This is a genomic window from Streptomyces brevispora (assembly GCF_007829885.1).
Lineage (GTDB): Bacteria > Actinomycetota > Actinomycetes > Streptomycetales > Streptomycetaceae > Streptomyces > Streptomyces brevispora.
The window spans coordinates 1407354-1432361 of record NZ_VIWW01000001.1 but is presented as its reverse complement, the minus strand read 5'-3'; the positions used below and the strand labels follow the sequence as shown (position 1 = coordinate 1432361).

Genomic DNA, 25008 nt, shown 5'->3' with positions numbered 1-25008 from the left:
TTCAGCCCAGCACACGGTCCTGGCCGAACCGGATCTGGATCAGGTCGGCGACCTCGGCGGCCCGGTCGCGCACCTGGGCGCCCCACCGGGCGACGGTCGCGCCGTCGGCCCCTCCCGGCGGGAAGGACATCCGCACCGCCAGCCGCGGGGCGCCGTCCAACGGCACCGCCACCGTGATGGAGCGGACGTCGTAGGTGTCGTCCGGATCCAGCTCGGGCTCGTAGTAGTCGAGGTGGTCCAGGTGCATGGTGAGCACCTGACGCTGGCGTTGCGGTGTCGGCTCGCCGTGGATGTACCGCGTGACGCCCTGCCAGGTCTCTGGTCCGGGCCGTGGCCCACCAGGTTGAGCGAGTAGCCCTGGACGGCCACCCGTTCCAGGATCTCCCGGCAGCGCTCGCGCGCGGCGTCGTCCTTGCGCGGCAGCCGGTCCAGCCAGCGGGTGACGGCGGCTTCGTCCCCGGGGTCGAGGTGTACCGCGCCTGTCGGCGGCAGATGCGGCAGCCGCAGGCCGATCTCGAAATAGGTGCGCGTCGCCGAGCCGCGCTCGGTACCGATCACCACGTCGTGGTCGCCGCCCAGCGCGAGCAGCGAGACATCGGCCGACTCCTCGGCGGCCAGGGCGGCCAGCGGCTCCATCGCCGCCTCGCTGAGCCGGGCGGCCCGGATCAGGTCGTGGTCGGCCGGTGCCAGGAACGACGATTGCGCGAAGCCGCCGAAGCCGCCCTGGAAGAAGAGCAGCGGAGAGGTCGGCCGCTGCACGTCCAGAGAGCGGACCTCGCCGAGCGCGATGTAGTGGTCACCGGCGTCGACCAGCCCGACTTGGGCGCGCTGTTCGCCGACATGGCGGTGCCCCAGGGGCGGCCGATCGAGGCCGGCCGGCTGTTGCAGCCGAAGGTCGAGGCCGAGGTGGCCCTGGTGCTGGGCGCGGATCTGCAGCACCGGGACCCGACGGTCGCCGACCTGCTGCGGGCCACCGCCTTCGCACTGCCCGCACTGGAGATCGTCGACAGCCGCATCGCAGGGTGGGACATCACCCATCGTCGACACCGTCGCCGACAACGCCTCCAGCGGTCTGTTCGTCCTCGGCGGCACCCCTGTACCGCTCGACCGAGTCGACCTGCGTGCCGTACGGATGACGCTGACGAAGAACGGCGAGACGGTCTCGCGGGGGACCGGCGCCGACTGTCTGGGCAGCCCGCTCACCGCCGCCCTCTGGCTCGCCTCGACCCTCGCCGGCCCTGGGCGATCCGCTGCGTGCCGGCGACGTCGTCCTGACCGGCGCCCTCGGGCCCATGGCTGTCGCCACTGAGGGCGACGAGTTCTCGGCACACATCGAAGGACTCGGCACGGTCTCGACCGTGTTCGCGTCCGCCCCCGTCGTCGCCGCCGTCGCCGCGGTGACGCCGGTCCACTACGGGGAGATCGTCGCCTCGATCTCCTCCCGCTCGGCCGGTCCCGGAACCCGGGCCAACATCGACGAGTTCACCGAGACCACCTCCGCCGCCATCGAGAAGGTCGGCGGAGCGGCCCGCGGCAAGGCCATCATCGTCCTCAACCCGGCCGAGCCCCCGTTGATCATGCGGGACACCGTGCACTGCCTGGTCGGTGACTGCGACGACGCCGCGGTCACCGCCTCGGTGGAGGAGATGATCGCCCGCGTCCAGGCCTACGTCCCCGGTTACCGCCTCAAGCAGAAGGTGCAGTTCGACCGGGTGGCCGCCGATGACCCGCTGCGCTCGCTGCTTCCGTCCGACTCCCGGTCCGGCGGGGCCGCGAAGGTGTCGGTCTTCCTCGAGGTGGAGGGCGCCGCCCACTACTTGCCGGCCTACGCCGGCAACCTCGACATCATGACCTCGGCCGCCCTGCGCACCGCCGAGCGCATGGCCGCACACCGCACCCCGGAGGTGGCATCCCGATGACCACGAGCCCCACAACCCCTCTGTACGTCCAGGACGTCACCCTCCGGGACGGCATGCACGCCGTCCGGCACCGGTACACCGTGGAGCAGGCCCGCACCATTGCCGGCGCTCTGGACGCTTCCGGCGTCGCTGCGATCGAGATCGCCCATGGCGACGGTCTGGCCGGCTCGAGCATCACCTACGGCGTCGGTGCCCACACCGACTGGGAGTGGATCGAGGCCGTCTGCGATGCCGTGACCCACGCGATCCCCACCACCCTGCTGCTGCCCGGCATCGGCACCCTGCACGAGCTGAAGCAGGCCCACTCCCTCGGCATCCGCTCGGTGCGCGTCGCCACCCACTGCACCGAGGCCGACATCTCCGCCCAGCACATCGCCGCCGCCCGCGAGATGGGCATGGACGTGGCCGGGTTCCTGATGATGTCCCATATGGCCGAGCCCGCCGAACTCGCCCGCCAGGCCAAGCTCATGGAGTCCTACGGCGCCAACTGCGTCTACGTCACCGACTCCGGTGGCCGGCTGACCATGGACGGGGTGCGCGATCGCTTCCGCGCCTACCGTGACGTCCTCGACCCGCGTACCGAGACCGGCATCCACGCCCATCACAACCTCGCTCTCGGCGTCGCCAACACCGTCGTCGCCGTGGAGGAAGGCGCCACCCGCGTGGACGCGTCACTGGCCGGACAGGGCGCAGGCGCCGGTAACTGCCCCCTGGAGGCGTTCGTCGCGGTCGCCGACCTCATGGGCTGGGAACACGGCTGCGACCTGTTCCCGCTGATGGACGCCGCCGACGACATCGTCCGTCCTCTGCAGGACCGTGACGTCCGAGTGGACCGGGAGACCCTCACCCTCGGCTACGCCGGGGTCTACTCCAGCTTCCTGCGCCACGCCGAAGCCGCCGCCGCTCGTCACGGCCTCGATACCCGCGCTGTCCTCGTAGAGGTGGGCCGTCGCAAGATGGTCGGCGGCCAGGAGGACATGATCACCGACATCGCCCTCGACCTCGCCGCGGCCCGTACCGCCTGACAGCCATGATGGTCTGCTGTGCTCGGCCGCACTGATCCAGGGCGGCCGAGCCGATTGCGGGTGTGCCGGCGGGCGGGGGCCTTGACCCCTCCGACCTCGTGAGCGGCAGAACCGCTGGCACACCGATACATCCCGACCAGGACAGTTGAACTCAGCCAGGCGGCGAGTCGGACGCGTCAGCAGAACCACCCCTCACGTCATGCCTGTCAGGCGCGGCAACAGGCTTCTTCTTGGCGCTCTTGTTCGGTGCCTTGGGTGCGAGCTGGGCAATGCGCTGGTGTGTGACGCCGAGCATGCGACCGGCCTCGGCCTGCGTCAGCCCGAGGCCGACGAGTGTCTTTGCTGCTCGTGTCATCGCTACGCGGCGACGCCTCTCCGCCTCCCGTGCGGCGACGTCGGCCTCTTCGGCCTCCCGCACGACCTTGAACATCGCCGGGTCGCCCGGGATGAGTTCGACGGTGTAGGCAGTCGGATCGTCCTCGATATCCAGAACGAGGCTGACCAGATCCCGCGCGTTGTCGTGGGCCTCGGTCCAGGTGAGGCCCTGCGTGACGTTCTGCTCTCCTTTTGGAAGGCCGTCGATGCTCACGACCCAAAAGCGTCCCTGACGCTCTGCTGTTGCCTTGTGCGTGGTCATTCAGTGCGCCCCTTTTTCACTCAGTTGAAGACGGTTGGCCCGGAGGCCGAGGAGGCTCACGCCTCCTCGGCCGTCCGGATGATCGATGCGGCGGTGCCCTCCGTGATCTCGGAGTGCCGGGGGACATGGACTTTGGCGGCGCCGATCTTGTACGTCTCATGCCGACCACGTCCGCTGCCTTCCGGTCCCGTGAAGTCAACCTCCTTCTCAGCTGCGATCTGCTTCAGCCGCTTCATGAGGTCTCTACGCTTCACGTCAGTGATTCTAGTCTAGCTTGAGTGCGGACTCGAGTCCGATTTGAATCTGAGATCGTATCCGTCTAGAACTCTCCGACCTGCAGCGATGTGCCCCAGTCGCCGCCGTGGATCACGGCCGAGAGAGCCTCCCGACATGAGTACCCAACCTCAGTCGGCACACCCCGGCGACGAATCCGCCGTCGTAGCAGCCGACGATGTCGAGTCTGCCGTCGCCGATGGTGTCGACGAGGAGGCGGGGGTGCTTGTCGGCAACCCACCCGCCCACCTGCTTGCCGTGTCCGAACGCCTTGAGGAGCAGCTCGCCGTCGTCCTGAGGGGGCACCCGGGCACCGTCGGTGGCCAGGGCGACGACGTCGGGCCTGTCGTCGCCCGTGGTGTCCATGGGGGTCCACGGGTGAAAGGCGACTCGTATCGCATGCGCGGACGCGGACGGCAACTCGGCCGTGTCCCCACCGCCACCACAGAAACCGACTGAACCACCACAACCACACGCCACACGGGTCACGATTCAACCGACCAAAGTGGGTCCGAGTTCAGACGCCCCCGACACGAGTCCCACCCGCCCCACCGAGCAACCCCAGGCAGAATCGTTGTGACCTGGGGAAACGTGTTTTCCGGGGGCGTTTTGCGTGCGGCGGACACTCCACGGAGGTGCGGCGAACGCCAGTCCTCACACAGCAAAGACGAGCGCTGAACAGCTTCGAGCTGGGGTTTTGTGGCGATGCCTCCGTGGGAGCGTCGTGGAACGGTCCCACGGCCGTTGAGGGAGACGCCGCACTGCGCCCAACCCCACCGCATCGACGCGACATCGCCCCCTCCGCACCTGGTCTGCCTCGTGCTTAATGAACTGCCGCCGCGAATGTTGGTGACGTATCATGGTTATGTACATCGCGGACTCGTGGTGAGGGGTGGCTGGTATGTCTGTGACCCAGGTCGATCTCGATGATGAGGCGTTGGCCGAGGCGATGCGGCTCATGGGTGTTTCGACGAAGAAGGAGACGGTCAACGGGGCTCTGCGGGACTATGTGGCGCGCATCAAGCGGCTGGAGGCTGCCGAGAAGCTGGCTGCGCGGGGTGAGCGGGGCGAGTTCGAGGCTGCGGCTACGGCTCATGCAGCGGCCAAGCGCGCCCGGCGGGCAGCCTTCGAGTGATCACGTACCTCCTCGACACGTCCGCCCTGTGGTACCTCTTCCGTACGCCGGGGGCGTTGCGGTCCTGGGAAGGGCACATCGCTGCCGGCGTGTTCCATATCTGCGAGCCTACGAGGGCGGAGTTCCTCTACTCGGCCACAAGTCCGGCCCATCGGGACGAGTTGGCCGAAGAGATGGATGATCTCTGCCATCTCTCGCCGGTTCCCAAGAACGCGTGGCGCTGGGTCGAAACCGCGCAGTACAAGCTCACCCAGCGAGCGCAGCACCGCGCCGCCGGAGCCATCGACCTCTTGGTGTGTGCGACAGCGGTCCACCACGGTCACACGGTGCTCCACGTGGACAACGACTTCGCCACGGTGGCGGCGGTCCTCAAGGAAGTGCAGCAACGGGACGCACGAGCCTGACCGCCCGGGAGTCGAGGTCGTCCTGCTGCGACCGCGCTCCGTTCTTCGCTGAAGGGGCCGGCATCGGGGCGCCCACCGCCGTCCAGGTCGCCGACCGGTTCAACCTGTGGCGCAACCGCGGCGAAGCGGCCGAGCGGTGCGTCTCTCGACACCGCCTGACGACCGGCTACTACCAGGCCGCCGAGGTCGTCGCCATCGGCCTGGTGATCGTGGGGAAGCGCCTTGCTGGGCCGTCGTTGCGCCCCGACCGCAGCCAACGAGGAAACGAACGAGGCGGAAAGCGCGCCTGGGTGGGCGTGTGCTCCCGTTCGGCTTGGTGCGGCCGGGCCGCGCTGGTGTTCACGTGTGGCCCCGCGGAGCTGTTCGCTGGGATGACGTGGTTGCCTGGGGAAGCCGGGCGGGTGAGCGGTGTGGCGAACGCCTAACCGCTTGGGATCGTGAAGGAGCGAGTGGGACGCAGCCGGATCGAGACGGGGGTGTTTGTCCGCTCTGTCGGTGAACCGCAGGTGAGACGCATCACCGGGATAGGTTCGAGTCCCACCCGCCCCACCCAGCATCCCCAGGAAGAATCGTTCTGACCTGGAGAAACGCGTTTCGCGGAGGCGTTTCGCGTGTGGCGTTCGCCTCACGGGGGTGTGGCGAACGGGGGTCTTGGCACGTTGAAGATGAGCTCTGAACGGTTTTGACCTGGGGTTTTGTAGCGACGCCACCGTGGGAGCGTCGTGGAACGGTCCCCCGGCCGTTCAGGAAGGCGCCGCGCTTTGCCCGCCCCCCCGCATCGATGCGATATCGCCCCTTCCGCACGTGTCTTGTGCGCGATGAGCTGCCGAGTGGTCCGGTGCTGGTTGCTGAGGTCATGCGGCGAGTTCGACGTCCGCAGGTGTGCGGGGTTCGTAGAAGGTGCCGTCTCGGAGCATGGCGAACAGGACGCTGATGCGTTGGCGGGCGAGGCGGAGGAGGGCTTGAGTGTGGGTTTTGCCGCGGGCGCGTTGCCTGTCGTAGTAGGCGCGGGAGGCGGGATCGGCGTTCATGCAGGCGAAGGCGGAGAGGAACATGGCGCGTTTGAGCTGCCGGTTGCCGCCTCGGGGTGCTTGCTCGCCGTGGATGGAGGTGCCCGGGGACCTCGTGGTGGGGGCGAGGCCGGCGTAGGAGGCGACGGCGGCGGTCCTGACGCCGACGCCGGGCATCGACGTCAGGACCGGGTAGGTGGGCGGCGGTGGGGAAGTTGGTGCCGTCGCCGACGATCAGCCGGGCTGCCATGCGGGGGGCCTTCGGGCGGATCAGCTCCACGAGTCTGCGGCGGCCGGCCTTGCGCAGGGCGGATGGGGAGCCGTAGCGCTCCATACCAACGACCTCCTGATGGCGCTCTCGCTGCCGGAGTTCGACGTTCCGCGCTTCGCGGCGCGCCTGCGGCAGGCCGGCCTCGTGGGCTTCCTCGGCTTCATCGTGGACGAGCTGCGGGCCGGCACCGCACTCACCGCGGCGCAGGAGGAACGGCTGCGCGCCCTGCCCCGCGTACGCACCCTGGAGCCGGCCCCGGACCCGCGCGAGCCGCACTGGGAGCGGCGTTGCCTGGGCACCACGGTCCACGCGTTCGAGGCCGGGTGGCAGCGCGGCGGACTCGTCCCCGCGGTGCGGGTGGCGGCCGACGCGTACGGCTACTACCGCGACCGGCTGTCGCTGGCCGTGGACCTGCGGGCCGGCCAGGAGGCCGCCGAGCCGTTCGGGCTGAACCCCTTGGACCTGCGTACGGCTGGTGCCGGTGGACATCGCCGAGGATCTCCTCGCGGGCGAACCGGTCCCGACGTACCCCGCCACGCCCGGCTGTCCCAAGGCGCTCAGGGTGGACCGGGGCATCCAGCGGCTCGACACCCCGTCCGGGCAGTACGTCCTGATCGAGGACGAGACCTTCCTGGCCACGGTCGACTACCAGCTGGCCCCCGAGCTGATCGCCGGTGCCCGCGCGGTCTCAGCGGCCCGGGGATGACCCTGGATCTCACCGGCCCGCCGCGGCCCTGGCCGCACGCCCTCGTGCGCCGCTTCGGCGCGGCGCACGACCGGGCACTGGACCGGGCCGACTGCTGGGCCACTCCGCCGGCCGAGGGCGACCCGGAGCTGTTGGAACGGCTGGCCGGCCTGTTCGGCGCGCCACCGGGGCGGACGGTGGTCACCGGCGGGGTGCGCCAGTTCGCCGGAAGCTGGGCGGGACGCACCCGCACGGCGCTGGTGGAGCGGCCAGGCTTCGCCGACATCGGGCAGGTGCTCGCGGGGCCGGCCACCGTGCGCGCGCTGCCCTGGGAGGAACTGCCCGGCGCCGCAAGGGACTGCCCCGAGCCGGTCACGGTCTGGGTGACCAGCCCGTACCGCAACCCCGACGGGCGCTCGCTCGACACCGCCGGGCGGGCCGCTCTGGCGGAACTGGCCCGTGCGGGACACCAGGTGGTCGTCAATCAGGTCTACCGGTGGTACGCGCCGCCGGAGGAGCTGCCGCCCGGCTGCTGGGGCACGACCTCGCTGGCGAAACTGTGCGGCGGCGGCAGTCGGCTCGGCTGGGCCACCGTGCCGGACGAGGGCACCGCACTGCCGGCGCTGCGCGGCAGCGGGCCCGCCCCCTCTGGCAGCGGGCTTGGGCGGGTTTCCTGGACCGGCCCACCCTCGCGTCGCTGAGCCGTTACATTGCGTGGGCGACCACAGGGGTCGTGGTGGTCGCGGGTGCCGGAATCGCGGCACAGACATCCATGGCCGCTACCGCGTGGCCTGCACAGAAGACGTACACCGGTCGGGCGTTCGACGCGTGCACCGCACCCTCGCTCAGTGCGATGAAGGCGTGGCACACGGGGTTCTACGGCGCTGCCGCTGTCTACATCGGCGGAAAGAACCGTGGCTGCGCCCAGCCCAACCTGACCAACTCCTGGGTGAAGTCGGTCAACGCTACCGGCTGGAAGCTCATCCCGCTCTATGTCGGCGCGCAGCCGCCCTGCCAGAAGAGCACGAACCCGGAGAGGTTCACCCCCTCCACGGCTGCCTCCGTGGGCGCCGACAACGCCAAGGACGCGGTGGCCAAGGCGTCAGCGCTCGGGATGAAAGCCGGCAGCCCGATCTACCTGAACATGGAGTCGTACGACATCACTGATAAGGCGTGCAATGAGGCCACCCTCACCTACGTGCGCTCCTTCACCAAAACGCTGCGCAACGCGACTTACCGGGGCGGGTTGTACGGTTTCAGCAGTTCCAGTGCCAAGGCCGTCGCCACCGCTACGAACAAGACGGACCTGCCGGGCAACCTCTGGTACGCGCTGTGGGACAAGAAGAACACGACCACCACGGACTGGCCGTGGAATCCCACCCAGTACACCGACCACAGCCGCGGCTACCAGTACATGGTCAACAGCAAGGAAACCCGCGGAGGTTACACGATCAACGTTGACCGCAACGCGTGGGACGCCCCGGTCGCGATTATCGGCTGATGGAAATGCGTGGTCGTTGACAGGCGCCGAGGTGCGGGGCTGGCCGGTGCGGTGCAATCGGGCGAGGTCTTGATGACTTGAGCGCGGGGGATCGACGCACACGGGCCGGATGGCATGAAAACGCGGGGTGTCCTCGCCGAGGACACCCCGCGTCAAGTTCGTCAGTTGGTCGGCGAAACCTGCTGCCAACGCATCAAGGGCCTTGGCTTCTTCAGCTGTCACCATCGAGGAGGTAGTCGACACCTTCAATGGTGTGCCATACGTCCAGCTCGTCCATGCTGAGGCTGTACGTGGCGGCGCGTTCCGCGAGCTCTTCGTAGCTCATGTTCACGCCGGGCCAACAGCCGCTCGCGCTGGGCCTCAAGCTCGCTGCGCGTCCTATGGATCACAGTCGGCACAACTCGCTCCCCGGGTTCGATGGCCACAGTCAAGCAGGGCCCACTGACAACCATGCGGTCGACTCCGGCGCGCGTCACCCGTGCGGGGCCCAATTTTTGACTATCCGTAACCACTTGCGACCTCACCCGCACACGGAGACGGCTCCCGGACCATTTGCACGGGAACGGGTAGGTGCAGTCTTTCCTCGCCGGGATCGGGATCGGCATCGGGATCGGGGCCGAGTCCGGAACCGGGACCAGGCCGGTGAAGCACTCGTGAACGCCCTGTGGAGGCGATGTCGGTGGGCCCGCTTATGCTGCATCCGATGATCGCGCGGGACCAGGGGAGGGCTCGGGATGTTCGGCAAGTTGCTCGGCAGGAGTGGGGAGAGGCCGGCGGCGGATCCGTACGCACTTCCCGTCCCGCGCAGGCGGAAGAACGGGATGTACACGCTGCGCGCGCTCGGGGACGTGCGGGTGCTCGCGCTGGTGGAGGCGGCCGACGCGGGGGACTGGGCGGCGGTCAAGGCGGCGCTGGTCCCCTTCGATCTCGGCCGCGACCACCAGGTCCTCGGTCAACTGGCCGACCTGGACGGAGTGCAGGACTGGATCGGCCGGGCCGTCGCGGAGGACGAGGAGCACCGGGCGACGGCCCTGCTGATATCCGGGGCCCGCCACATCAACTGGGGCTGGGAGGCGCGCACGGCCGAGCGTGCCGTGAACGTCACGCAGGAGCAGTGGCGGGTCTTCCACGAGCGGCTCCACATCGCCGAGGAGCAGCTGTTCGAGGCCGCCGAGCTGCGGCCGGAATGGGTCACGCCGTGGCGCCAACTCCTCACCTCCGGCCGCGGCATGTCGCTGGGCAACGCCATCAACGAGACCCGGCGCGACGCAGCCCTGCGCAGAGACCCGCTGGACCTGGGGGTCCACGGCGACTGGGTGGCGCAGTTGCAGCCCCGTTGGGGCGGCGAGCCGGGCCAGGCCATGGCGTTCGCCCGCGACGCGTTCGCCCGCGCCCCGCAGGGGCACCGGCTCGGCTGTGTGATCGCCATCGCGCACATCGAGGACTGGGTCGAGACGGACCGGATGGACTCGCTCGAAACTCCCGCGATCCAGGCGGAGTTGCGGAACGCGGCCGATCACAGCATCCTCCACCCCGCGTACATGCGGCGTCCGGGATGGCAGCAGGACTTCAACACGTTCGCCATGGCCCTGTCGCTGGCTGGTGAGCGCCACACCGTCCGGCGCGTCTTCCAGGCGCTCGACGGCGCCTACACCGGCTATCCGTGGACCTATCTCGCGCATCCCGAGAAGCAGTTCGCCCGGTGGCAGCGCAGTTCCTGAGCGCACGCCGGTCCCGGTCCCTCCCGTCACCCTGTCTCCCCTCTCACCTCGGACTGCCCGATGACTCTGCCCGACGCCGCAGCGACCCCGGCCGACGCCGATCGCACCTTCCAGGTGGATCTGCGCGGCCTGGTCGATCTCCTCTCCCACCACCTCTACTCCAGCCCCCGCGTCTACCTGCGTGAACTCCTGCAGAACGCGGTGGACGCGCTGACCGCCCGGCGCGGCCTCGAACCGGGCGCCCCCGCCGACGTCTTCGGCATCCGCCTGTACGCCGACGGTTCGGTGGTGCGCGTCGAGGACGACGGCGTCGGTCTCACCGAGGCCGACGTGCACACCTTCCTCGCCACGATCGGCCGCAGCAGCAAGCGCGCCGACAGGATCGCCGAGCAACGCGGCGACTTCATCGGCCAGTTCGGCATCGGTCTGCTCTCCTGCTTCCTCGTCGCGGACGAGATCCACGTCCTGAGCCGCTCCGCCCGCACCCCCGACGCACGCGCCGTGGAGTGGCGGGGACGCGGCGACGGCAGCTACACCGTCCGCACCCTGCCCGCCTCCGCCCGCCCCCGGCCGGGCACCACCGTCACGCTGACGCCGCGCGCCGACACGGGCGAGTGGACCCGGCCGGCACAGGTGCACGCGCTGGCCCGGCACTTCGGCTCCCTGCTGCGCCACCCGGTGACCTTTGACGACGGCACAGGCGGTGCAGGTGGTGCAGGCGGCCCCGGCGGTGCAGCGGGCACAGGCGGCCCCGGCGCATCCGTCAACCCCGAGTCCGCGCCCTGGGCGCGTACGTACCCCACTCCGGGAGCCCGTTCCCGCGCGCTGGCCGCGTACGGCGAGGGCGTCTTCGGGTTCAAGCCGCTGGACACCATCGAGCTGGACCTGCCCGCCGTGGGACTGAAGGGCATCGCGTGCGTGCTGCCCGAGGCGGTGCCGGCCGGCCGCCGCCACGGCCACCGCGTGCACGTCAAGGGCATGCTGCTGTCCGAGCGGGCCGAGGAGATCCTGCCCGAGTGGGCGTTCTTCGTCCGCTGCGTCGTCGACGCCGAGAGCCTGCGCCCGACGGCGTCCCGCGAGGCCCTGTACGAGGACGACACGCTCGCCGCCGTTCGCGACGCCCTCGCCGAGCGGCTACGCGCGTGGATTGCCCGGGCCGCCGCCAGCGATCCGGACCTGCTCGCCCGCTTCCTCCAGGCCCACCACCTGGCGGTGAAGTCGCTCGCGGTGCACGACGACGAGATCCTGCGCATGCTGCTGCCCTGGCTGCCGTTCGAGACCACCGACGGGCACACCACCCTCGACGAGTTCGCGCGCACCCACCGCACCGTGCTCGTGACGTCGAGCGTGGAGGAGTTCCGGCAGGTCGCGGCGATCGCCTCGGCCGCCGGGCTCGGCGTCGTCAACGGCGGCTACACCTACGACCGCGAACTGGTCCACCGGCTGCCCGAGATCAGGTCCGAGGTCAGCGTCGCCGACCTCGACCCGGCGACCCTCACCGCCCACCTCGACCCCGTCGACCGTGAGACGGAACTGGCCGCCACGGCCTACCTCGCCCGGGCCCGCGACGCCCTTGCCGTCTTCGACTGCGACGTCGCGCTGCGCACCTTCCAGCCCGCCTCCGCCCCCGCCCTCCTCGTCGACAGCCGCGAGGCCCGGCACGAGCGCACCCGCTCCCAGCTCGCCCGCGAGCAGGAGGGCGGACTGTGGGGCGACATCCTCGGCGCCCTGCGCCAGGAGGCCCCGCGGGCGCAACTGATCCTCAACCAGCTCAACCCGCTGGTCCGCACCGCCGTCGCCATCGACGAACCCGAGCTGGCCCGCACCAGCGCCGAAGCCCTGTACGGGCAGGCCGCGCTGCTGTCCAGGCGCCCGCTCAGGCCCGCCGAATCGAGCCTCATCAACCGCTCCTTCCTCGATCTCCTCGCCCACGCCCTCCGCAAGGACAGCTGACGATGCCGACCGCACCCCAGAACACCGACGAGCTGTACCGGGCGCTCCAGGAGAACGACCGGCGCCCCTACGGCCGTACCCGCACGGTCACCGCCGAGGAGCTCGTGGACGCCGCCGAGCAGTTCGCGGAGCCCGTTCCCCTCGTCCACGCGCTCTTCGAGCTTCAGGAGGCGTACACCTACGGCTCCGAACCTCGCAAGTCGCCCGTCGTCTTCGCGCGCCTGCTCACCATGTTCGACGAGCAGCCCGACGCCTTCGACGAGCGTCGGCGGCACACGCTGTTCTGGCGGTTCAAGTGGGTGGCCAACGCCCTGCACGCGCTGCCCGAGATGCCGTTGGCCGGCCTGCGCCAGTGGCTGACGGAGATGCGCGACCGGTACGCGAAGGCCGGCCTGGGCCTCCAGCCCTACTACGGACAGGCCTACCAGCTCGCCGCCCACATGGGCGAGGGCACCGCCCTCGCCTACGAGTTGTGGGCGGCCCGCCCCCGGACCCAGCTCAGCGACTGCGAGGCCTGCGAGATCTGCGAGTTCGCCCTCCACCACCTCACGGCGGGTGACGACGAACGGGCGCTGGCCGTCTGGGAGCCCGTCCTGGACGGGAAGGGGTCCTGCCTGGAGGAACCGGCCCGCTCCGTCTCGTACGCGTTGTTGCCCCTGCTGCGCACCGGCCGCATCGACCGGGCCCGCGAACTGCACCTCGTCGGCTACCGCGGCTGCCGCCGCAACCCCTCGATGTCCGGAGAGGTCGGCCGGCACCTGGAGTTCTGCGCGCTGACCGGCAACGAGGCACGCGGCCTGGAGCTGCTCGCCGAGAACCGGAACCTGTTCGACGAGGTGGACTCACCGCTGGACCTGTTCGACTTCCTCACCGGCGTGGAGGTCCTCCTCCAGCGAGTCGAACTCCTCGGCCACGGCGAACTGCCCGCCGCCGGATACCCGGGCCGCACCTGGACGGTGGCCGGCCTGCGCGCCGAGGTGCGGGGTCGCGCCGACGACCTCGCCGCCCGCTTCGACGCCCGAAACGGAACCGAGGCCCACACCGAACGCCGCGCGATCCGCCTCGGCCGCGCCCCGCTCCTGGACGCGCTGGACCTGACGCTGCGCACCCGCAGCCTCGACGACGTGAGCCCGGCCGTCCCGGTTGCCGCGCCCGCCGCCCGCACGGCCGCCGCGCTCCCGGAGTCGCTGCCCGAACTCATCCGCCAGGCACGGGCACTGGACGAGCAGGGGCACCCGGACGCACAGGCGTGCTGGGCGAAGCTGCGCCCGCTCGTCACCGCCCGCGACTACTCCCACCCCGACGACCCGGCCGTGGGCCCGCTCGTGCGACTGCGCGCGGATCTGCTGTTCGACGAGGCGGTCCGGGCCGGCGAGAAGCGCGAGTTCGCCGACGCCGCCGCCCTCCACGAGGAGACCGCGGGCCTGTACGACGACGCCGGGGAGCCCGGCCACGCGGCGCACGCCCGCGCCTGCGCGCTGCTCGCCACCGCCGAAATCCCCACCGAGACCGCTGCCGGGGCTGCCTCCGGGACTCCTGCCGAGACCGCTGTCGGGACTCCCACCGGAACTCCTGCCGAGACCCCCACCGAGACCTCCACTGAAGCTCCTGCCGAGACTTCCGCGGAGGGTGACGGCGGAGCCGGGGCGAAGGCCGCCGCGCTGACCGCCGCCCACGCCTCCATGGTCCGCCTGCACGAGGAGGCACCTGATCTCGCCCCGTACCAGGAGGCCCGCCTGCTGCGGATGCGGGCGACCACGCTCGGCCTGCGCCTGCAGACGTCGGGGAGCGAGGAACACATCGCGCCGGCTTTCGCCGAGGTGGACCTGCTGCACGAGTTCGCCACCCGGCACGGCATCGGCGCACAGATCTCCGGCGCCGCGCTGCTGCGGGCCGGCGCGCACGCGCTCTCCGGCGACCTGCCCGCCGCGGTCACCGAACTCGACACCCTCCTCGACCGGCTCAAGACGCACGGCCCCGCCTGGCATCTGCCCCGCACCCTCGGACTGCGTGGCCGGCTCCGGCTCGGCCTCAAGGACGCGCAGGCGGCGCACGAGGACCTGGCCGAGGCTCTGCGACTGGCCGCCGACTGGCCGGCCGTGGTGTCCGACGACGCCCGTCTCCACGGTGATCAGGCCGAGGCATGCATGCACCTCGAACGCCCCGACGAGGCACTGCGGCACCTGACGCGCTCGGCGGAGCTGGAACTGCGCCGGGGCAACCGGACCGACGCGTTCTGCGCCTACAGCAACGCGGCGCAGCTCAGCCTCGACCTGGGCCGCGTCGAGGACTGCATCGCCCTGCTCGACTCCCTCCTGGCCGAACCGGACGTCGCCGCCGGAGAGCTCGACGACCGGCTCGTGGCACAGCTGCGCCTGACCCGCGCCCGCGCGCTGCACGCGGGGGAGGACCTCAAGGCCGCCACGGCGGAGCTGGTCGCCCTCGCGGCCCAGTCGGCCGACTGGGCCGACGACCCGGGGAGCCACGCCCTGATCGCCTCGGAGACGGCCGTACTCCTCGCCGAGTCCGGCGAGTTCGGCCGGGCCCACGAGGTCGCGGACCAGGCGCTCGCCGCCCATGCCAAGGCCCCGCGCTATGAGCAGCTCAGCAACTGCCTGCGCGAAATCGCCCGCCTTCAGGCCCAGCAGCAGGGCCCCGACGGCCTGGCCGACGCGCTCGCCCACCTTGCCCGCGCCGGCCGGATCGCCGACGAGGCCCGCGCCGCCGAGTACGAGGCCTTCGGCCGTTCCCTGGACTCCGCCCTGGCCTACGAACACGGGCGGGTCAACGCCTACGCCGGTGAGTACGAGGACGCCCTGGCCGCCCTGGAGAAGGCCCTCGTCCTGATCGGCGAGCCGACAGCGGCCGGGGACGACGCGGGCGAGTGGGCCGAGTGCGCCCGTCTCGCGGGCGCCGTGGAGGGCATCTACCTGGAACGCACGGCCCCCGCCCTCACCCGGCTCGACGCGGCGATCTCCCGCCTGACCGCCCTGGGCCACGCCGAGGAGGCCGCGCCGCTGATCTCCTTGGCGGCCCGTCTGCGCGACGAGGAGTGATACGACGGGCGGGGTGCCGGGGCGGCACCCCGCCGGTGGTGGCCGTCCACGACGGCGGCGCACGGCCGCTGGTCCGCCGGGAGACCCTGGCCGGCATCAACAGCCGCGACGTCGGTCTCCGAGGCGCCGGAACCGCAGGCCGTAGGGAAGGCTCCCGACGGCTGGCGCTTCCGGCCCGTCGTTACCATTCTCCGTGACCGAATCCCTGACCGAAACGACGGACGAGGCCGATGAGCCCGTTCCTCGATCCCGCATATTCGCCGACCTGACCCCGCTGCGGACCTCGCCCGACTACCGGCGGCTCTGGTTCGGGAACACGGTCTCCTGGGTCGGACAGGGAATGACGGCGCTCGCCGTCTCGCTCCAGGTGTACGAACTCACCGGCTCCGCCTTCTCCGTCGGGCTCATCGGATTCTGCTCGCTCGTGCCGCTGGTCGTCTTCGGACTGTACGGCGGTGCCATCGCCGACACCGTCGACCGGCGCAAGCTGGGACTGGTCAGTGCCTTCGGGTCGTTCGTGCTCTCCGTCGGGCTGGTGGCGGTCACCGTCGCCGGGGTGGAGCGGGTGGGGCCGCTGTACGCGGTCGTGGCGCTCCAGGCCGTCTGCTTCGCGCTCAACTCACCGGCCCGCAGCTCGATGATCGCCCGGCTGCTGCCGGCCGAGCAACTCCCCGCCGCAAACGCGCTGAACTCCATGACCAGCACCACGGGCGCGCTCGTCGGACCGATGCTCGGGGGCCTCATCGTCGGCTGGTGGGGGTACCGGGCGGCGTACGGCATCGACGCCGTCACCTTCACGGCCTCGCTGTACGCGATGTGGCGGCTGCCCGCGATGCTGCCCGAGCGGGGGGCGGAGAGCGCCGCGGCCGGGAAGCGGCCGTCGGTCATGGACGGGCTGCGGTTCCTCGGGACCCGGCCCAATCTGCGGATGACGTTCTTCACCGACATGTGCGCCATGGTGCTGGCCAATCCCCGCGCACTGTTCCCCGTCGTCGCCGTCCTCTGGTACGGGGGCGACGCGAAGACCACCGGACTGCTGGTCGCCGCCCCCGCGCTGGGGGCGCTGCTGGGCGGGGTGTTCTCCGGCTGGCTGGGGCGGATCCGGCGGCACGGGCTGGCCGTGCTTCTCGCGGTCGCGAGCTGGGGCACCGCCGTGGCCGTCTTCGGGCTGACCCGGCAGCTCTGGCTCGGGCTGATCTTCCTGGCGCTCGCCGGGGCGGCCGACACCACGTCCATGGTCTTCCGCAACACCATGCTCCAGGCCGCCGTGCCGGACGAGATGCGAGGACGGCTCCAGGGCGTGTTCGTCGTGGTGGTGGCGGGTGGCCCACGCCTCGGAGACTTCCTGGCAGGATCCGTCGCCGACCTCGCCTCCCCGGGCCTCGCGGTGACCGGGGGAGGGATCGCGTGCGTGGTCGCCGTGGGGCTGCTGGCGCTGCGGTGGCCCAGGTTCGCGCGGTACGACGCACGCCATCCAGAAGCGTAGGGGGTGCCGTCCCGTCAGGAGACATCCGAGATCTTCGGCAGCTCGCCCCCGGTCGTCTTGTTGTCGATCAGTGAGAACGGCGCGCCCTGCGGGTCGGTCAGGGAGGCGAACCGGCCGAACGGGATCGTCAGCGGGCCGAACCGGAGCTGCGCCCCGAGTTCCTGCGCCTTCTCCACCGCCGCGTCGCAGTCCGCGACCGTGAAGTACAAGTTCAGATACGGGGGCACCTCGGGCGGGAAGTCCTCCGTCATCTTCATCCTGCCGAGCACGGGGTCCGCGCCCAGGTCGTAGAGCGTGAAGTCGATCGCGTCGTCCTCCATGCGCTTCACCCCGTACCCGAAGACGGCGCGGAAGAAGGTGTCCGCCTTCTCCGGCTCCCGGGTGAAGACCTCGGCCCAGGTGTAGGCACCGGGCACCGCGCGCGCACCGAACCCCTCGTGGCTGCCCGCCTGCCACACCCCGAAGGCCGTCCCGCCCGGGTCGCGGGCCAGCACCATCGTGCCGAACTCCCCGACCCGCATGGGCCCCACCAGCACCTCGCCGCCGTGCTCGCGGATCTTCGCGGCGGTGGCCGCGGCGTCCGGCGACGCGAGGTACAGCGTCCAGGCGGCCGGCAGGTCATGGCCGGGCACGGGAGGCATCAGGGCGGCGACCGCCTTGCCGTCCACGTAGGCCTGGGTGTAGTTGCCGAACTCGGGCCGCGCGTCACCGTAGGTCCAGCCCAGGAGCTCACCGTAGAAGCGCTTCGCCGCCGGGAAGTCACCGAACGTCGCATCGGCCCAGCAGGGTGTGCCCTCTGATTCTGCGGCCATGGCCGGTCCTCTCCTCACTTGATCCACTCGGTACCCGTCATGCGACGGTGGTCCGTTTTCTTACGTTAACCACCCATTGCCTCCCCTGCGCGTCGGGCGTGTCGGTGAAATGTGACGGCATGGTCGGAGGCGGGTAACAGGAGATCCCACTCGTATGGCCCTTGCATGTATATGGCTCGTACTCCTGTGCCAACATGTGGCCCATCGGAGGCCGTCCGGCGGACGGCCCGCCCGGGGCCGACGGCCCCGGGACCGGATGTGGGGCAGGGGGGCTTCGTGACCGTGGGACCCGAACGGGTGCGCTGGAGGCTGTACGGGCTGATCCACCGGAACCCGGACCGCTCCCTTGAGGAGATGGCGCGGGACGTGCGCTGCTCCCTGGCGGAGGCCGAGCAGGTCTGTGACGAGCTGAGCGGGGTGGGGCTGCTGGTTCCGGCGTCCGAGGCGCCGTGCGGCTATGTGACGGTGACGCCCGAGGCGGCGCTGACACGGCTGCTGTCGGCCGAGGACCGGCAGACCACGGCCCACCTCCAGCATGTGTCGAGGATCCGTACGGCGATATCGTCGCTGATCAGCGACTACCCGCGGCTTCGGGACGAGCGGCGCGAGGCGGTGGAGATCGAGATCCTGCCGGCGCCGGCGCTGGTGAACGCGTTCCTGGAGGACGCCGGCAGCACGGCCACGGTCCGCATGCGGTCGATGCACCCGGGCGGCGCCCCGCCGGAGGGGATCATCGACGACATGCTGCTGCGCGACAAGGAGATGGAGAGCCGGGACATCCGGGTGGAGGCGCTGTACTCCCGCCGGACGGCGGAGACTCCCCATATGGCGGCCTATCTGGCGGACGCGGAACGGCCGGGCAGGGAGGCCAGGACGGCCGAGTACCTGCCCCTGCGCATGATCATCTTCGATGACGACCTCGCGGTGCTTCCCATCGATCCGGACGACAGCAGCCGGGGCGCCTTCGCGATCCACGGGCCCGCGCTGGTCAGATCGCTGCACGCGCTCTACGACTACATCTGGCACGCGGCCACGCCGTCCCACCTCGCACCGGCCGGCCGGACGGCGGACCCGGTGCTCGACGCCCAGGATCTCGCCGTGGTGCGGATGCTCGCCGACGGGCTGAAGGACGAGACGATAGCCCGCCGCCTGGGTGTCTCTCCGCGCACCCTGAGCCGCTCCATCGCCGGGCTGCTGGAGCGGCTCGGGGCGCAGACGCGGTTCCAGGCGGCCCTGCGGGTGGCCGAGTTGGGGTTGCTGGACTGACGAGGTGCGGTCGTGCCGCGCATGTCACGTCACGCGCGGTCGCGCCGCGCCGCGCCGAGTCGTGCGGCTCCGGACCGGGCCGCGCCGCGCTATGTCATGCCGTGCCGTGCCAAGTCGGGCCAAGCCGCGGAGCGGTAGCGGAACTGGCGGTTCCCATTCCGTTCCTGTCTCACATAGTGAGAAACTTTGGGGGCATGTCCTTCTTTCGCCATGGCATGTCCACGCCGCTGTTGTGGCTTGATCGAGCAGGGCGAGGCCCGCAGCATTGATCGCGCAAGCATGCCAGGACACCACCCGCACACCGGTGTCATCAGCTCGAACCTTCATCATCAACAGACACCCGGGGGATACGTATGTCTGTGACCGTCCATGACTCTCGTTGTAGCACTTTCTTCGGTCTGTCCGGAATTGGACTCTGTGCCGCACCGGGCGCGGAAGCGCCGGAACGTGACCTGGCGTCGATCGGCCTGCCCGCCGCGCCCGAGGCCCGGGTGGACGACAACGGCTGGTGGTAGCAGCGCGCAGCGCAGCAACGCACCCACTCCCAGCCCGCATTCCCAGGAGCCTCTCGATGGACGTCATCGCCGCCGCGCCGCCCGACCCGACGGGAGCGGCCCGCACCTCCGGCTGCCCAGAGGCCGACTCCCGCGCCACGCCCGGCCACGACCGGACGGTCGAGGTCGCCGTCGTCGGCATCGGGTACGCGGGCCTGCCGCTCGCCGTCGCGGCGGCGGCGGCCGGTCACCGGACCCGCGGCCTCGACCTCAGCGACTTCCTCGTCGCGCAGGTCAACATCGGCCGGCCCCCCGTGGACACCGTGACCCGTGCCCAGCTCGGTGCGGTGTCCGACCTCCTCGACGCCACGACCGACCCCGACTACCTGGGCGAATGCTCCGTCATCGCCCTGTGTGTACCCACCCCGGTGGATGCCCGCGGTGTGCCCGACCTGGGACCGCTGCTGTCCGCGGCGCGCACGGTCCGCCACCATCTGACCGCCGGTCAGCTCGTGATCATCGAGTCGACCACCTACCCCGGCACGACCGACGGGGTGATCCGCGACATCCTGGAGGAGTCGGGACTGGTGGCGGGCGAGGACTTCTTCCTGGCCTTCTCGCCCGAGCGGGTCGACCCGGGCAACACCCGGTACGGCTTCCACAACACGCCCAAGGTCGTCGGCGGCCTCACGCCCGAGTGCGGCACCCGGGCGGCGGCCTTCTACGGCAAGCTCACCGAACGCGTGCACGTCACCCGTTCCACCAGGGAGGCCGAGGCCGCGAAGATCCTGGAGAACACCTACCGCCAGGTCAACCTCGCGCTGGTCAACGAGTTCGCGCAGATCTGCCACCGGCTGGGCGTCGACGTGTGGGACACCATCGAGGCGGCGGCGACCAAGCCCTTCGGCTTCACCCCCTTCCGGCCGGGTGCGGGGGTCGGCGGCCACTGCATCCCGGTCGATCCGCTCTACCTGGTGCACCGCGCCGCGCAGGCGGGTATGCCGTTCCGGATGGCCGAACAGGCCCAGTGCGTCAATGACTCGGTACCGGTCTGGGTCGCGGCCCGGGCACAGGAGATGCTGGCAGCGCGCGGCATCGCCGTACGGGGCGCCCGGATTCTGCTGCTCGGTGTCACCTACAAGCCCGATGTCGCCGACACCCGTCACTCCCCGGCGGAGCCGCTGGCCGTCGAACTGCTGGCCGCCGGTGCGGAGGTCGTCTTCCACGACCCGTACGTGACCACGTTCACGGCGCGTGGCCGTGCGGTCCGCCCCAGCGGCGACCTGATGGACGATCTCGCCACGGCGGACCTGACCCTGGTCGTCCAGCACCACCAGATGTACCGGACGGAACTGCTGGCGCAGGCCCGGCTCGTACTGGACCCCAGCGGGCCGACCGCTGCCACGGACGGGGCACTCGCATGACCGAGCCCATGGGCGCGCCGGCGATGGTCCGCGCGCACGCCGAGAACCGGCCGACCGCGATCGCGCTCCGCACCAGGCACACCACCGTGACCTATGCCGAACTGTGGGAGCGGGCGCGGGAACGCGCACAGACCCTGGCGGAACTGGGGGTACGCCCCGGGGACACGGTCGCGGTGCGGTTGCCGTCCGGCCCCGGCGCGGTCGCCGCCATGCTCGGGAGCTGGCTCGCGGGCGCCGTCTTCCTGCCGATCGACACCGCGACCCCCGAGGAACGCCGCAGCCATCTGCTCGGCCACTCCCGCGCCGTCGCACTCATCGACGCGGAGACCGGACCGACGGCTCTGGCCGCCCCGCGCGACGGAGCGGAAGACGACCGGGACGCGATGACGGCCGACGGACCCGCCGCGTACCTCATCTACACCTCCGGATCCACCGGAGCCCCCAAGGGCGTTCTGGTGGGACACCGGGCGCTGGCCGGCCATGTCACCGCCGCGACAGGTCTGTTCGGGCTCGACGAGCACGACACGGTGCTGCAGTTCGCGAGCATCGGGTTCGACGTCGCACAGGAGGAGATCTGGCCCACGCTGGCGGCCGGCGGCACCCTCGCCTTCCACGAGGGCGGCGTCCCCGGCACGGACGACCTCGCCTCGCTCGTCCGCGATCTCGGCGTGACGGTCCTCCAACTGCCCACCGCCTACTGGCGGATGATCTGCTCCGAGCTGGACGGGGCGGCCGGCCCGTCCTTCGGGGCCGTGCGCACCGTCGTCATCGGGGGCGAGAACGCCACCACCGCCGACGCCCGCACCCACCGGCGCACCCCGCTCGCCGGTACCACCCTGGTGAACGGATACGGGCCGACCGAGACCGTGATCACCGCGACGGCCATGGTGATCGCACCCCACCACAACCTTCCCGAGACCGGGGGACTGCCCATCGGCGGGCCCGTCGGCACCAGGGTCCTCCATGTCCTCGACGAGAACCGCCTGCCCGCCGCGCCGGGAGAACCGGGCGAGCTGTGGATCGGCGGCGACCTCCTCGCGGCCGGCTACCTGCGCGACCCGCAGCGCACCCGCGAACGATTCTGCCCCGACCCGTACACCCAGCAGCCGGGGGCCCGCATGTACCGCACCGGCGATCTCGTGCGGCGGTACGAGGACGGCACCCTCGAATTCCTGGGCCGTATCGACAACCAGGTGAAGGTGCGCGGACACCGCATCGAACTGGACGAGGTCGACCGGCACCTGCTCGACGTGCCCGGGGTGAGCTCGGCGACGGCTTTCACCCTGGACGACGGCAACGGCGGGCAGTTGCTCGCCGCCGCCGTCGCCCGCAGCGCGCAGGGACCGGATCCGCGGGCCGTCCGCGAACACCTGAGGGGCCGGGTCCCCGGCTACCTGGTGCCCGGCCGCATCGCCGTGCTCGACCGGCTGCCGCTCACCACCTCCGGCAAGACCGACCGCCGCGCCGCGGCCGCGGCGGCCGCCGAACTGCTGGCAGACCGGGCCGGGGCCGCGGACACCGGCCCGTCGGACACCGGGGGCGAAGGACCGGCGCCGCTCGACGCGGTGGTCCGGGCGCTGCGCGGCCTCCTGCAGGCACCCCTGCTCGGACCGGACGACGACTTCCTCGCCCAGGGCGGCGACTCCCTCATGGCCATGCGCGTGTGTGCCCGGATGCGCGCCCTCGGCGTGCCCATGACCCCCGGGGACCTGCTCGCCGGGCGCACCGCCCGCGCGGCGGTCGCACGGGCGGCGGAGCGCGCGGCGCCGGTCCCGGTCGTGGCGGACGAGCCCGCGGGCCCGCTCCGTCTGCTGCCCGCGCAGCGGCGGTGGCTCGGCGACGGCGACCTCCCCGAACGCGACCACTTCTGCCTCAACGCCCTGTTCACCCTGGACTCCGGACTGCCCGCGGAGCGCCTCGCGCTGGTCGCCGGAGCGCTGATGCGGCGCCACTCGGCGCTGCGCACCGCGCTGCACGACGACGGAACGGCCGAACTCACCGAACCGGCGCCCCACTCCGCCGTGCGCCATGTGGACCTCTCGGCGGTCGCACCCCAGGAGCGGACCGAGCGCCTGGAGGAGGAACTGGCCGCCTCTCAGCGGTCGATGTCGCTGTCCTCGGGCCGCGTCCTCCAGCTGCTGCACGCCGAGATCGGCGACGGCACGGCACGGCTGCTGCTGACGGTTCATCACTTCGTGCTGGACGGCGTGTCCATGGGCCTGCTGGTGGACGACCTGGAGGCACTGCTCGGCGGCGACGCCCCCGAATCGGCCGTCACCGGCCCGCGCGCCGTCGGCCAGGCACTCCAGGAGTGGGTACGCACGGACCAGGCGCGGGCGGACGCCGCCGTGTGGGCGGCGGCGTCCGGCGGGTTCGCCGTCCTGCGACCCGACGGCGACGGCCCCGCCGAGCTGCCCACCCTGCGCACCCACCGCTTCCGGCTGCCCGCCGACGCGACCCGGCTGGTCACCCACGAACTGCCCGCACTTGGCGTGGCCCCGCACGATTTCGCACTCGGCTGCCTGGTGGGCGGCCTGGCGGCGTGGACCGGCGAACCGGTACACGGTGTGGACGTGTACGCACACAGCCGCGATGTCGCCCCGGGCCACCTCGACCTGTCCCGAACCGTCGGCTACGTACAGAGCACGTTCCCCGCGGTGCTCCGCTGGGAGGGCGAGTCGATCGCCGCCCTGCGGACAGCGCTGGCACGGCCGGCCGCTCTTCCGGAGCGGCGGTACGGGTTCGACGCGCTGCGGTTCTCCTCGCCCGACGCCGCGGAACGCGCGGCGCTGGACTCCGCCGCGCGGCCCGCGGTCCGCCTCAACTTCCGCGGGCATCTCCTGCGGCTGGAACAGCGGGCGCCCGGCGCCGTGCTGAGGCCGGCGGCGGAGAGCTTCGGGGCGCACCGCTCACCCCTCCAGCATGAGCGCTACCTGCTGATGGCGGAGGGCGACATCGTCGGCGGGGAACTGGAGTTGAGCCTCAAGTACTCCACGGGCCACTTCGCTCCCGAACGCGTCGAAGCGCTGGCCGGCCACATCGACCGGGTCATGCGGCAGATCCTCGGCCCGCTCGCCCCCGCCGCGGCGCCCACCCCGAAGAACGTGTCCGGAGCAGCCCGATGACCGTGCCCGAAGCCCCGTACTTCCCCGGCATACCGGCCGAGCACCAGCCGGCCACCGGCAGCGCGCCCGGCTGGCCGCTGGTCCTCTACTTCCACCACGTCCACCCCGAGCTGCGGCACTACACGTCCGTCACCCCGGACGAGTTCGCGACCGGCCTGGAGCGGGTGCTCAAGGACTTCGACCCCTACGACCCCGCGGACCTGCTGGCCGAGGGCGGGCCGCGCCGGCCGGACCGGCCGGCCGTGCTCGTCACCTTCGACGACGGCTACCGCGACAACACGGTCCACGCGAGGGAGATCCTCGACCGGTTCGGCGTGCGGGCGGTGTTCTTCGTCTGCACCGGCCTGCTGGGACAGCGCAGCGAACAGCCGCGCCAGGACCACCTGACGTACGAGGAGTGCGACCGGCTCGCGGACGACGGTCATCTGATCGGCGCCCACACCCGCACCCACCCGCATCTCGACCGCGCTCCGGCCGACGAGGGGCGCCGGGAGACCGAGGGGTCGCTCGCGGACGTCCGGGCCAGGTACGGGCCGGGGCCCGCCCGGCTGTTCGCCTATCCGTACGGCGGCGTCCCGGAGGATCCCGCACTCCCGGACGAGGTGCTGGCCTTCGGGACGGTGCGCTCGCCCGCCGCCCCCTGGACCGAGAGCCCACAGGCGATCAGGCGCACCTATCTGCCGTCCGGATCGGCCGACGCATGGGACGGGCTGGTGCGCCACTGGCGCACCGGGTGGGCGTAACCCACACCCACGTCCGACACCCCACGTCCGACGCACGCAGTCCGACACCCCACGTCCGACGCCCGCCG

The 25008-nt window shown here is 71.4% G+C and carries 19 protein-coding genes and 3 pseudogenes; 16 read left to right on the top strand and 6 right to left on the bottom strand.

All coding sequences use genetic code 11. The features are described from left to right. Position 1: 1 nt before the first annotated feature. Positions 2–247: a hypothetical protein gene (locus tag FHX80_RS35510; protein ID WP_244318151.1), complete on the bottom strand. Its 246-nt coding sequence runs from the start codon at positions 245–247 to the stop codon at positions 2–4. A 506-nt stretch (positions 248–753) separates the two neighbouring features. Between FHX80_RS35510 and FHX80_RS35100 the strand changes: the two are divergent. From FHX80_RS35100 to dmpG, 3 genes and pseudogenes are all read left to right on the top strand, one after another. Next, a pseudogene (locus tag FHX80_RS35100) lies at positions 754–1370 on the top strand (2-keto-4-pentenoate hydratase); the annotation flags it as partial. After that, positions 1365–1919 (top strand): annotated as a pseudogene (locus tag FHX80_RS06700) (acetaldehyde dehydrogenase (acetylating)); the annotation flags it as partial. The pseudogenes FHX80_RS35100 and FHX80_RS06700, both read left to right, overlap by 6 nt. Then, a complete protein-coding gene (dmpG, locus tag FHX80_RS06695) occupies positions 1916–2944 on the top strand; it encodes a 4-hydroxy-2-oxovalerate aldolase (protein WP_145763356.1) in 1029 nt (342 codons plus the stop codon). The pseudogene FHX80_RS06700 and the gene dmpG, both read left to right, overlap by 4 nt. Before the next feature lie 151 nt (positions 2945–3095). Here the strand turns inward: dmpG and FHX80_RS35505 are convergent, their stop codons facing one another. The 3 genes from FHX80_RS35505 to FHX80_RS06680 form a co-directional block, all read right to left on the bottom strand. Beyond that, positions 3096–3581, bottom strand: coding sequence for a type II toxin-antitoxin system HicB family antitoxin (locus FHX80_RS35505; protein WP_244318150.1), 486 nt, complete (start codon positions 3579–3581; stop codon positions 3096–3098). Positions 3582–3637: 56 nt separating this feature from the next. Then, on the bottom strand, positions 3638–3835 hold the full coding sequence (locus tag FHX80_RS06685; protein WP_145763355.1) for a type II toxin-antitoxin system HicA family toxin: 198 nt from the start codon (positions 3833–3835) through the stop codon (positions 3638–3640). 112 nt (positions 3836–3947) lie between these two features. After that, positions 3948–4220 (bottom strand): hypothetical protein, encoded by a 273-nt coding sequence (locus tag FHX80_RS06680; protein WP_326594958.1) that lies wholly within the window; start codon positions 4218–4220, stop codon positions 3948–3950. 535 nt (positions 4221–4755) lie between these two features. On the opposite strand from FHX80_RS06680, the gene FHX80_RS06675 reads away from it, so the two are divergent. Next, positions 4756–4989: a type II toxin-antitoxin system VapB family antitoxin gene (locus FHX80_RS06675; RefSeq protein ID WP_145763354.1), complete on the top strand. Its 234-nt coding sequence runs from the start codon at positions 4756–4758 to the stop codon at positions 4987–4989. Then, entirely contained in the window at positions 4986–5393 is a 408-nt protein-coding gene (locus tag FHX80_RS06670) for a PIN domain nuclease (protein ID WP_145763353.1), read from the top strand. The genes FHX80_RS06675 and FHX80_RS06670 overlap by 4 nt, the downstream gene beginning before the upstream one ends. An 854-nt stretch (positions 5394–6247) precedes the next feature. On the opposite strand, the pseudogene FHX80_RS06660 reads toward FHX80_RS06670, so the two are convergent. Next, positions 6248–6737 (bottom strand): annotated as a pseudogene (locus tag FHX80_RS06660) (transposase); the annotation flags it as partial. Between the two features lie 418 nt (positions 6738–7155). Between FHX80_RS06660 and FHX80_RS06655 the strand changes: the two are divergent. The 7 genes from FHX80_RS06655 to FHX80_RS06620 all read left to right on the top strand — a co-directional run bounded on the left by FHX80_RS06655 (position 7156) and on the right by FHX80_RS06620 (position 17076). Continuing rightward, positions 7156–7380 carry a hypothetical protein gene (locus FHX80_RS06655; protein WP_145763352.1) on the top strand — a complete coding sequence of 75 codons (225 nt, stop codon included), beginning with the start codon at positions 7156–7158 and terminating at the stop codon, positions 7378–7380. After that, complete coding sequence (locus FHX80_RS06650) at positions 7377–8060, top strand: PLP-dependent aminotransferase family protein (RefSeq protein WP_145763351.1); 684 nt, start codon at positions 7377–7379, stop codon at positions 8058–8060. Before FHX80_RS06655 ends, FHX80_RS06650 begins: the two co-directional genes overlap by 4 nt. A 71-nt stretch (positions 8061–8131) precedes the next feature. Continuing rightward, positions 8132–8860: a glycoside hydrolase domain-containing protein gene (locus FHX80_RS06645; protein WP_145763350.1), complete on the top strand. Its 729-nt coding sequence runs from the start codon at positions 8132–8134 to the stop codon at positions 8858–8860. A 734-nt stretch (positions 8861–9594) separates the two neighbouring features. Beyond that, on the top strand, positions 9595–10581 hold the full coding sequence (locus tag FHX80_RS06635; RefSeq protein WP_145763349.1) for a hypothetical protein: 987 nt from the start codon (positions 9595–9597) through the stop codon (positions 10579–10581). Between the two features lie 60 nt (positions 10582–10641). After that, the gene (locus FHX80_RS06630; RefSeq protein ID WP_145763348.1) at positions 10642–12534 is read left to right on the top strand and encodes an HSP90 family protein; all 1893 of its coding nucleotides are present in this window, start codon (positions 10642–10644) and stop codon (positions 12532–12534) included. Positions 12535–12536: 2 nt separating this feature from the next. Then, positions 12537–15590, top strand: coding sequence for a hypothetical protein (locus FHX80_RS06625; RefSeq protein WP_145763347.1), 3054 nt, complete (start codon positions 12537–12539; stop codon positions 15588–15590). A 193-nt stretch (positions 15591–15783) separates the two neighbouring features. Continuing rightward, positions 15784–17076, top strand: coding sequence for an MFS transporter (locus FHX80_RS06620; protein ID WP_411977542.1), 1293 nt, complete (start codon positions 15784–15786; stop codon positions 17074–17076). A gap of 14 nt (positions 17077–17090) precedes the next feature. Here FHX80_RS06620 and FHX80_RS06615 read toward each other — a convergent pair whose 3' ends face one another. After that, positions 17091–17888 carry a VOC family protein gene (locus FHX80_RS06615; protein WP_145763346.1) on the bottom strand — a complete coding sequence of 266 codons (798 nt, stop codon included), beginning with the start codon at positions 17886–17888 and terminating at the stop codon, positions 17091–17093. 276 nt (positions 17889–18164) lie between these two features. Between FHX80_RS06615 and FHX80_RS06610 the strand changes: the two genes are divergently transcribed. The 4 genes from FHX80_RS06610 to FHX80_RS06595 all read left to right on the top strand — a co-directional run bounded on the left by FHX80_RS06610 (position 18165) and on the right by FHX80_RS06595 (position 24940). Further along, the gene (locus FHX80_RS06610; protein ID WP_167523371.1) at positions 18165–19154 is read left to right on the top strand and encodes a helix-turn-helix transcriptional regulator; all 990 of its coding nucleotides are present in this window, start codon (positions 18165–18167) and stop codon (positions 19152–19154) included. Between the two features lie 571 nt (positions 19155–19725). Then, entirely contained in the window at positions 19726–21072 is a 1347-nt protein-coding gene (locus FHX80_RS06605; RefSeq protein ID WP_145763344.1) for a nucleotide sugar dehydrogenase, read from the top strand. Then, a complete protein-coding gene (locus FHX80_RS06600; protein WP_145763343.1) occupies positions 21069–24197 on the top strand; it encodes an amino acid adenylation domain-containing protein in 3129 nt (1042 codons plus the stop codon). Before FHX80_RS06605 ends, FHX80_RS06600 begins: the two co-directional genes overlap by 4 nt. After that, complete coding sequence (locus tag FHX80_RS06595; RefSeq protein WP_145763342.1) at positions 24194–24940, top strand: polysaccharide deacetylase family protein; 747 nt, start codon at positions 24194–24196, stop codon at positions 24938–24940. Before FHX80_RS06600 ends, FHX80_RS06595 begins: the two co-directional genes overlap by 4 nt. Positions 24941–25008 lie beyond the last annotated feature (68 nt).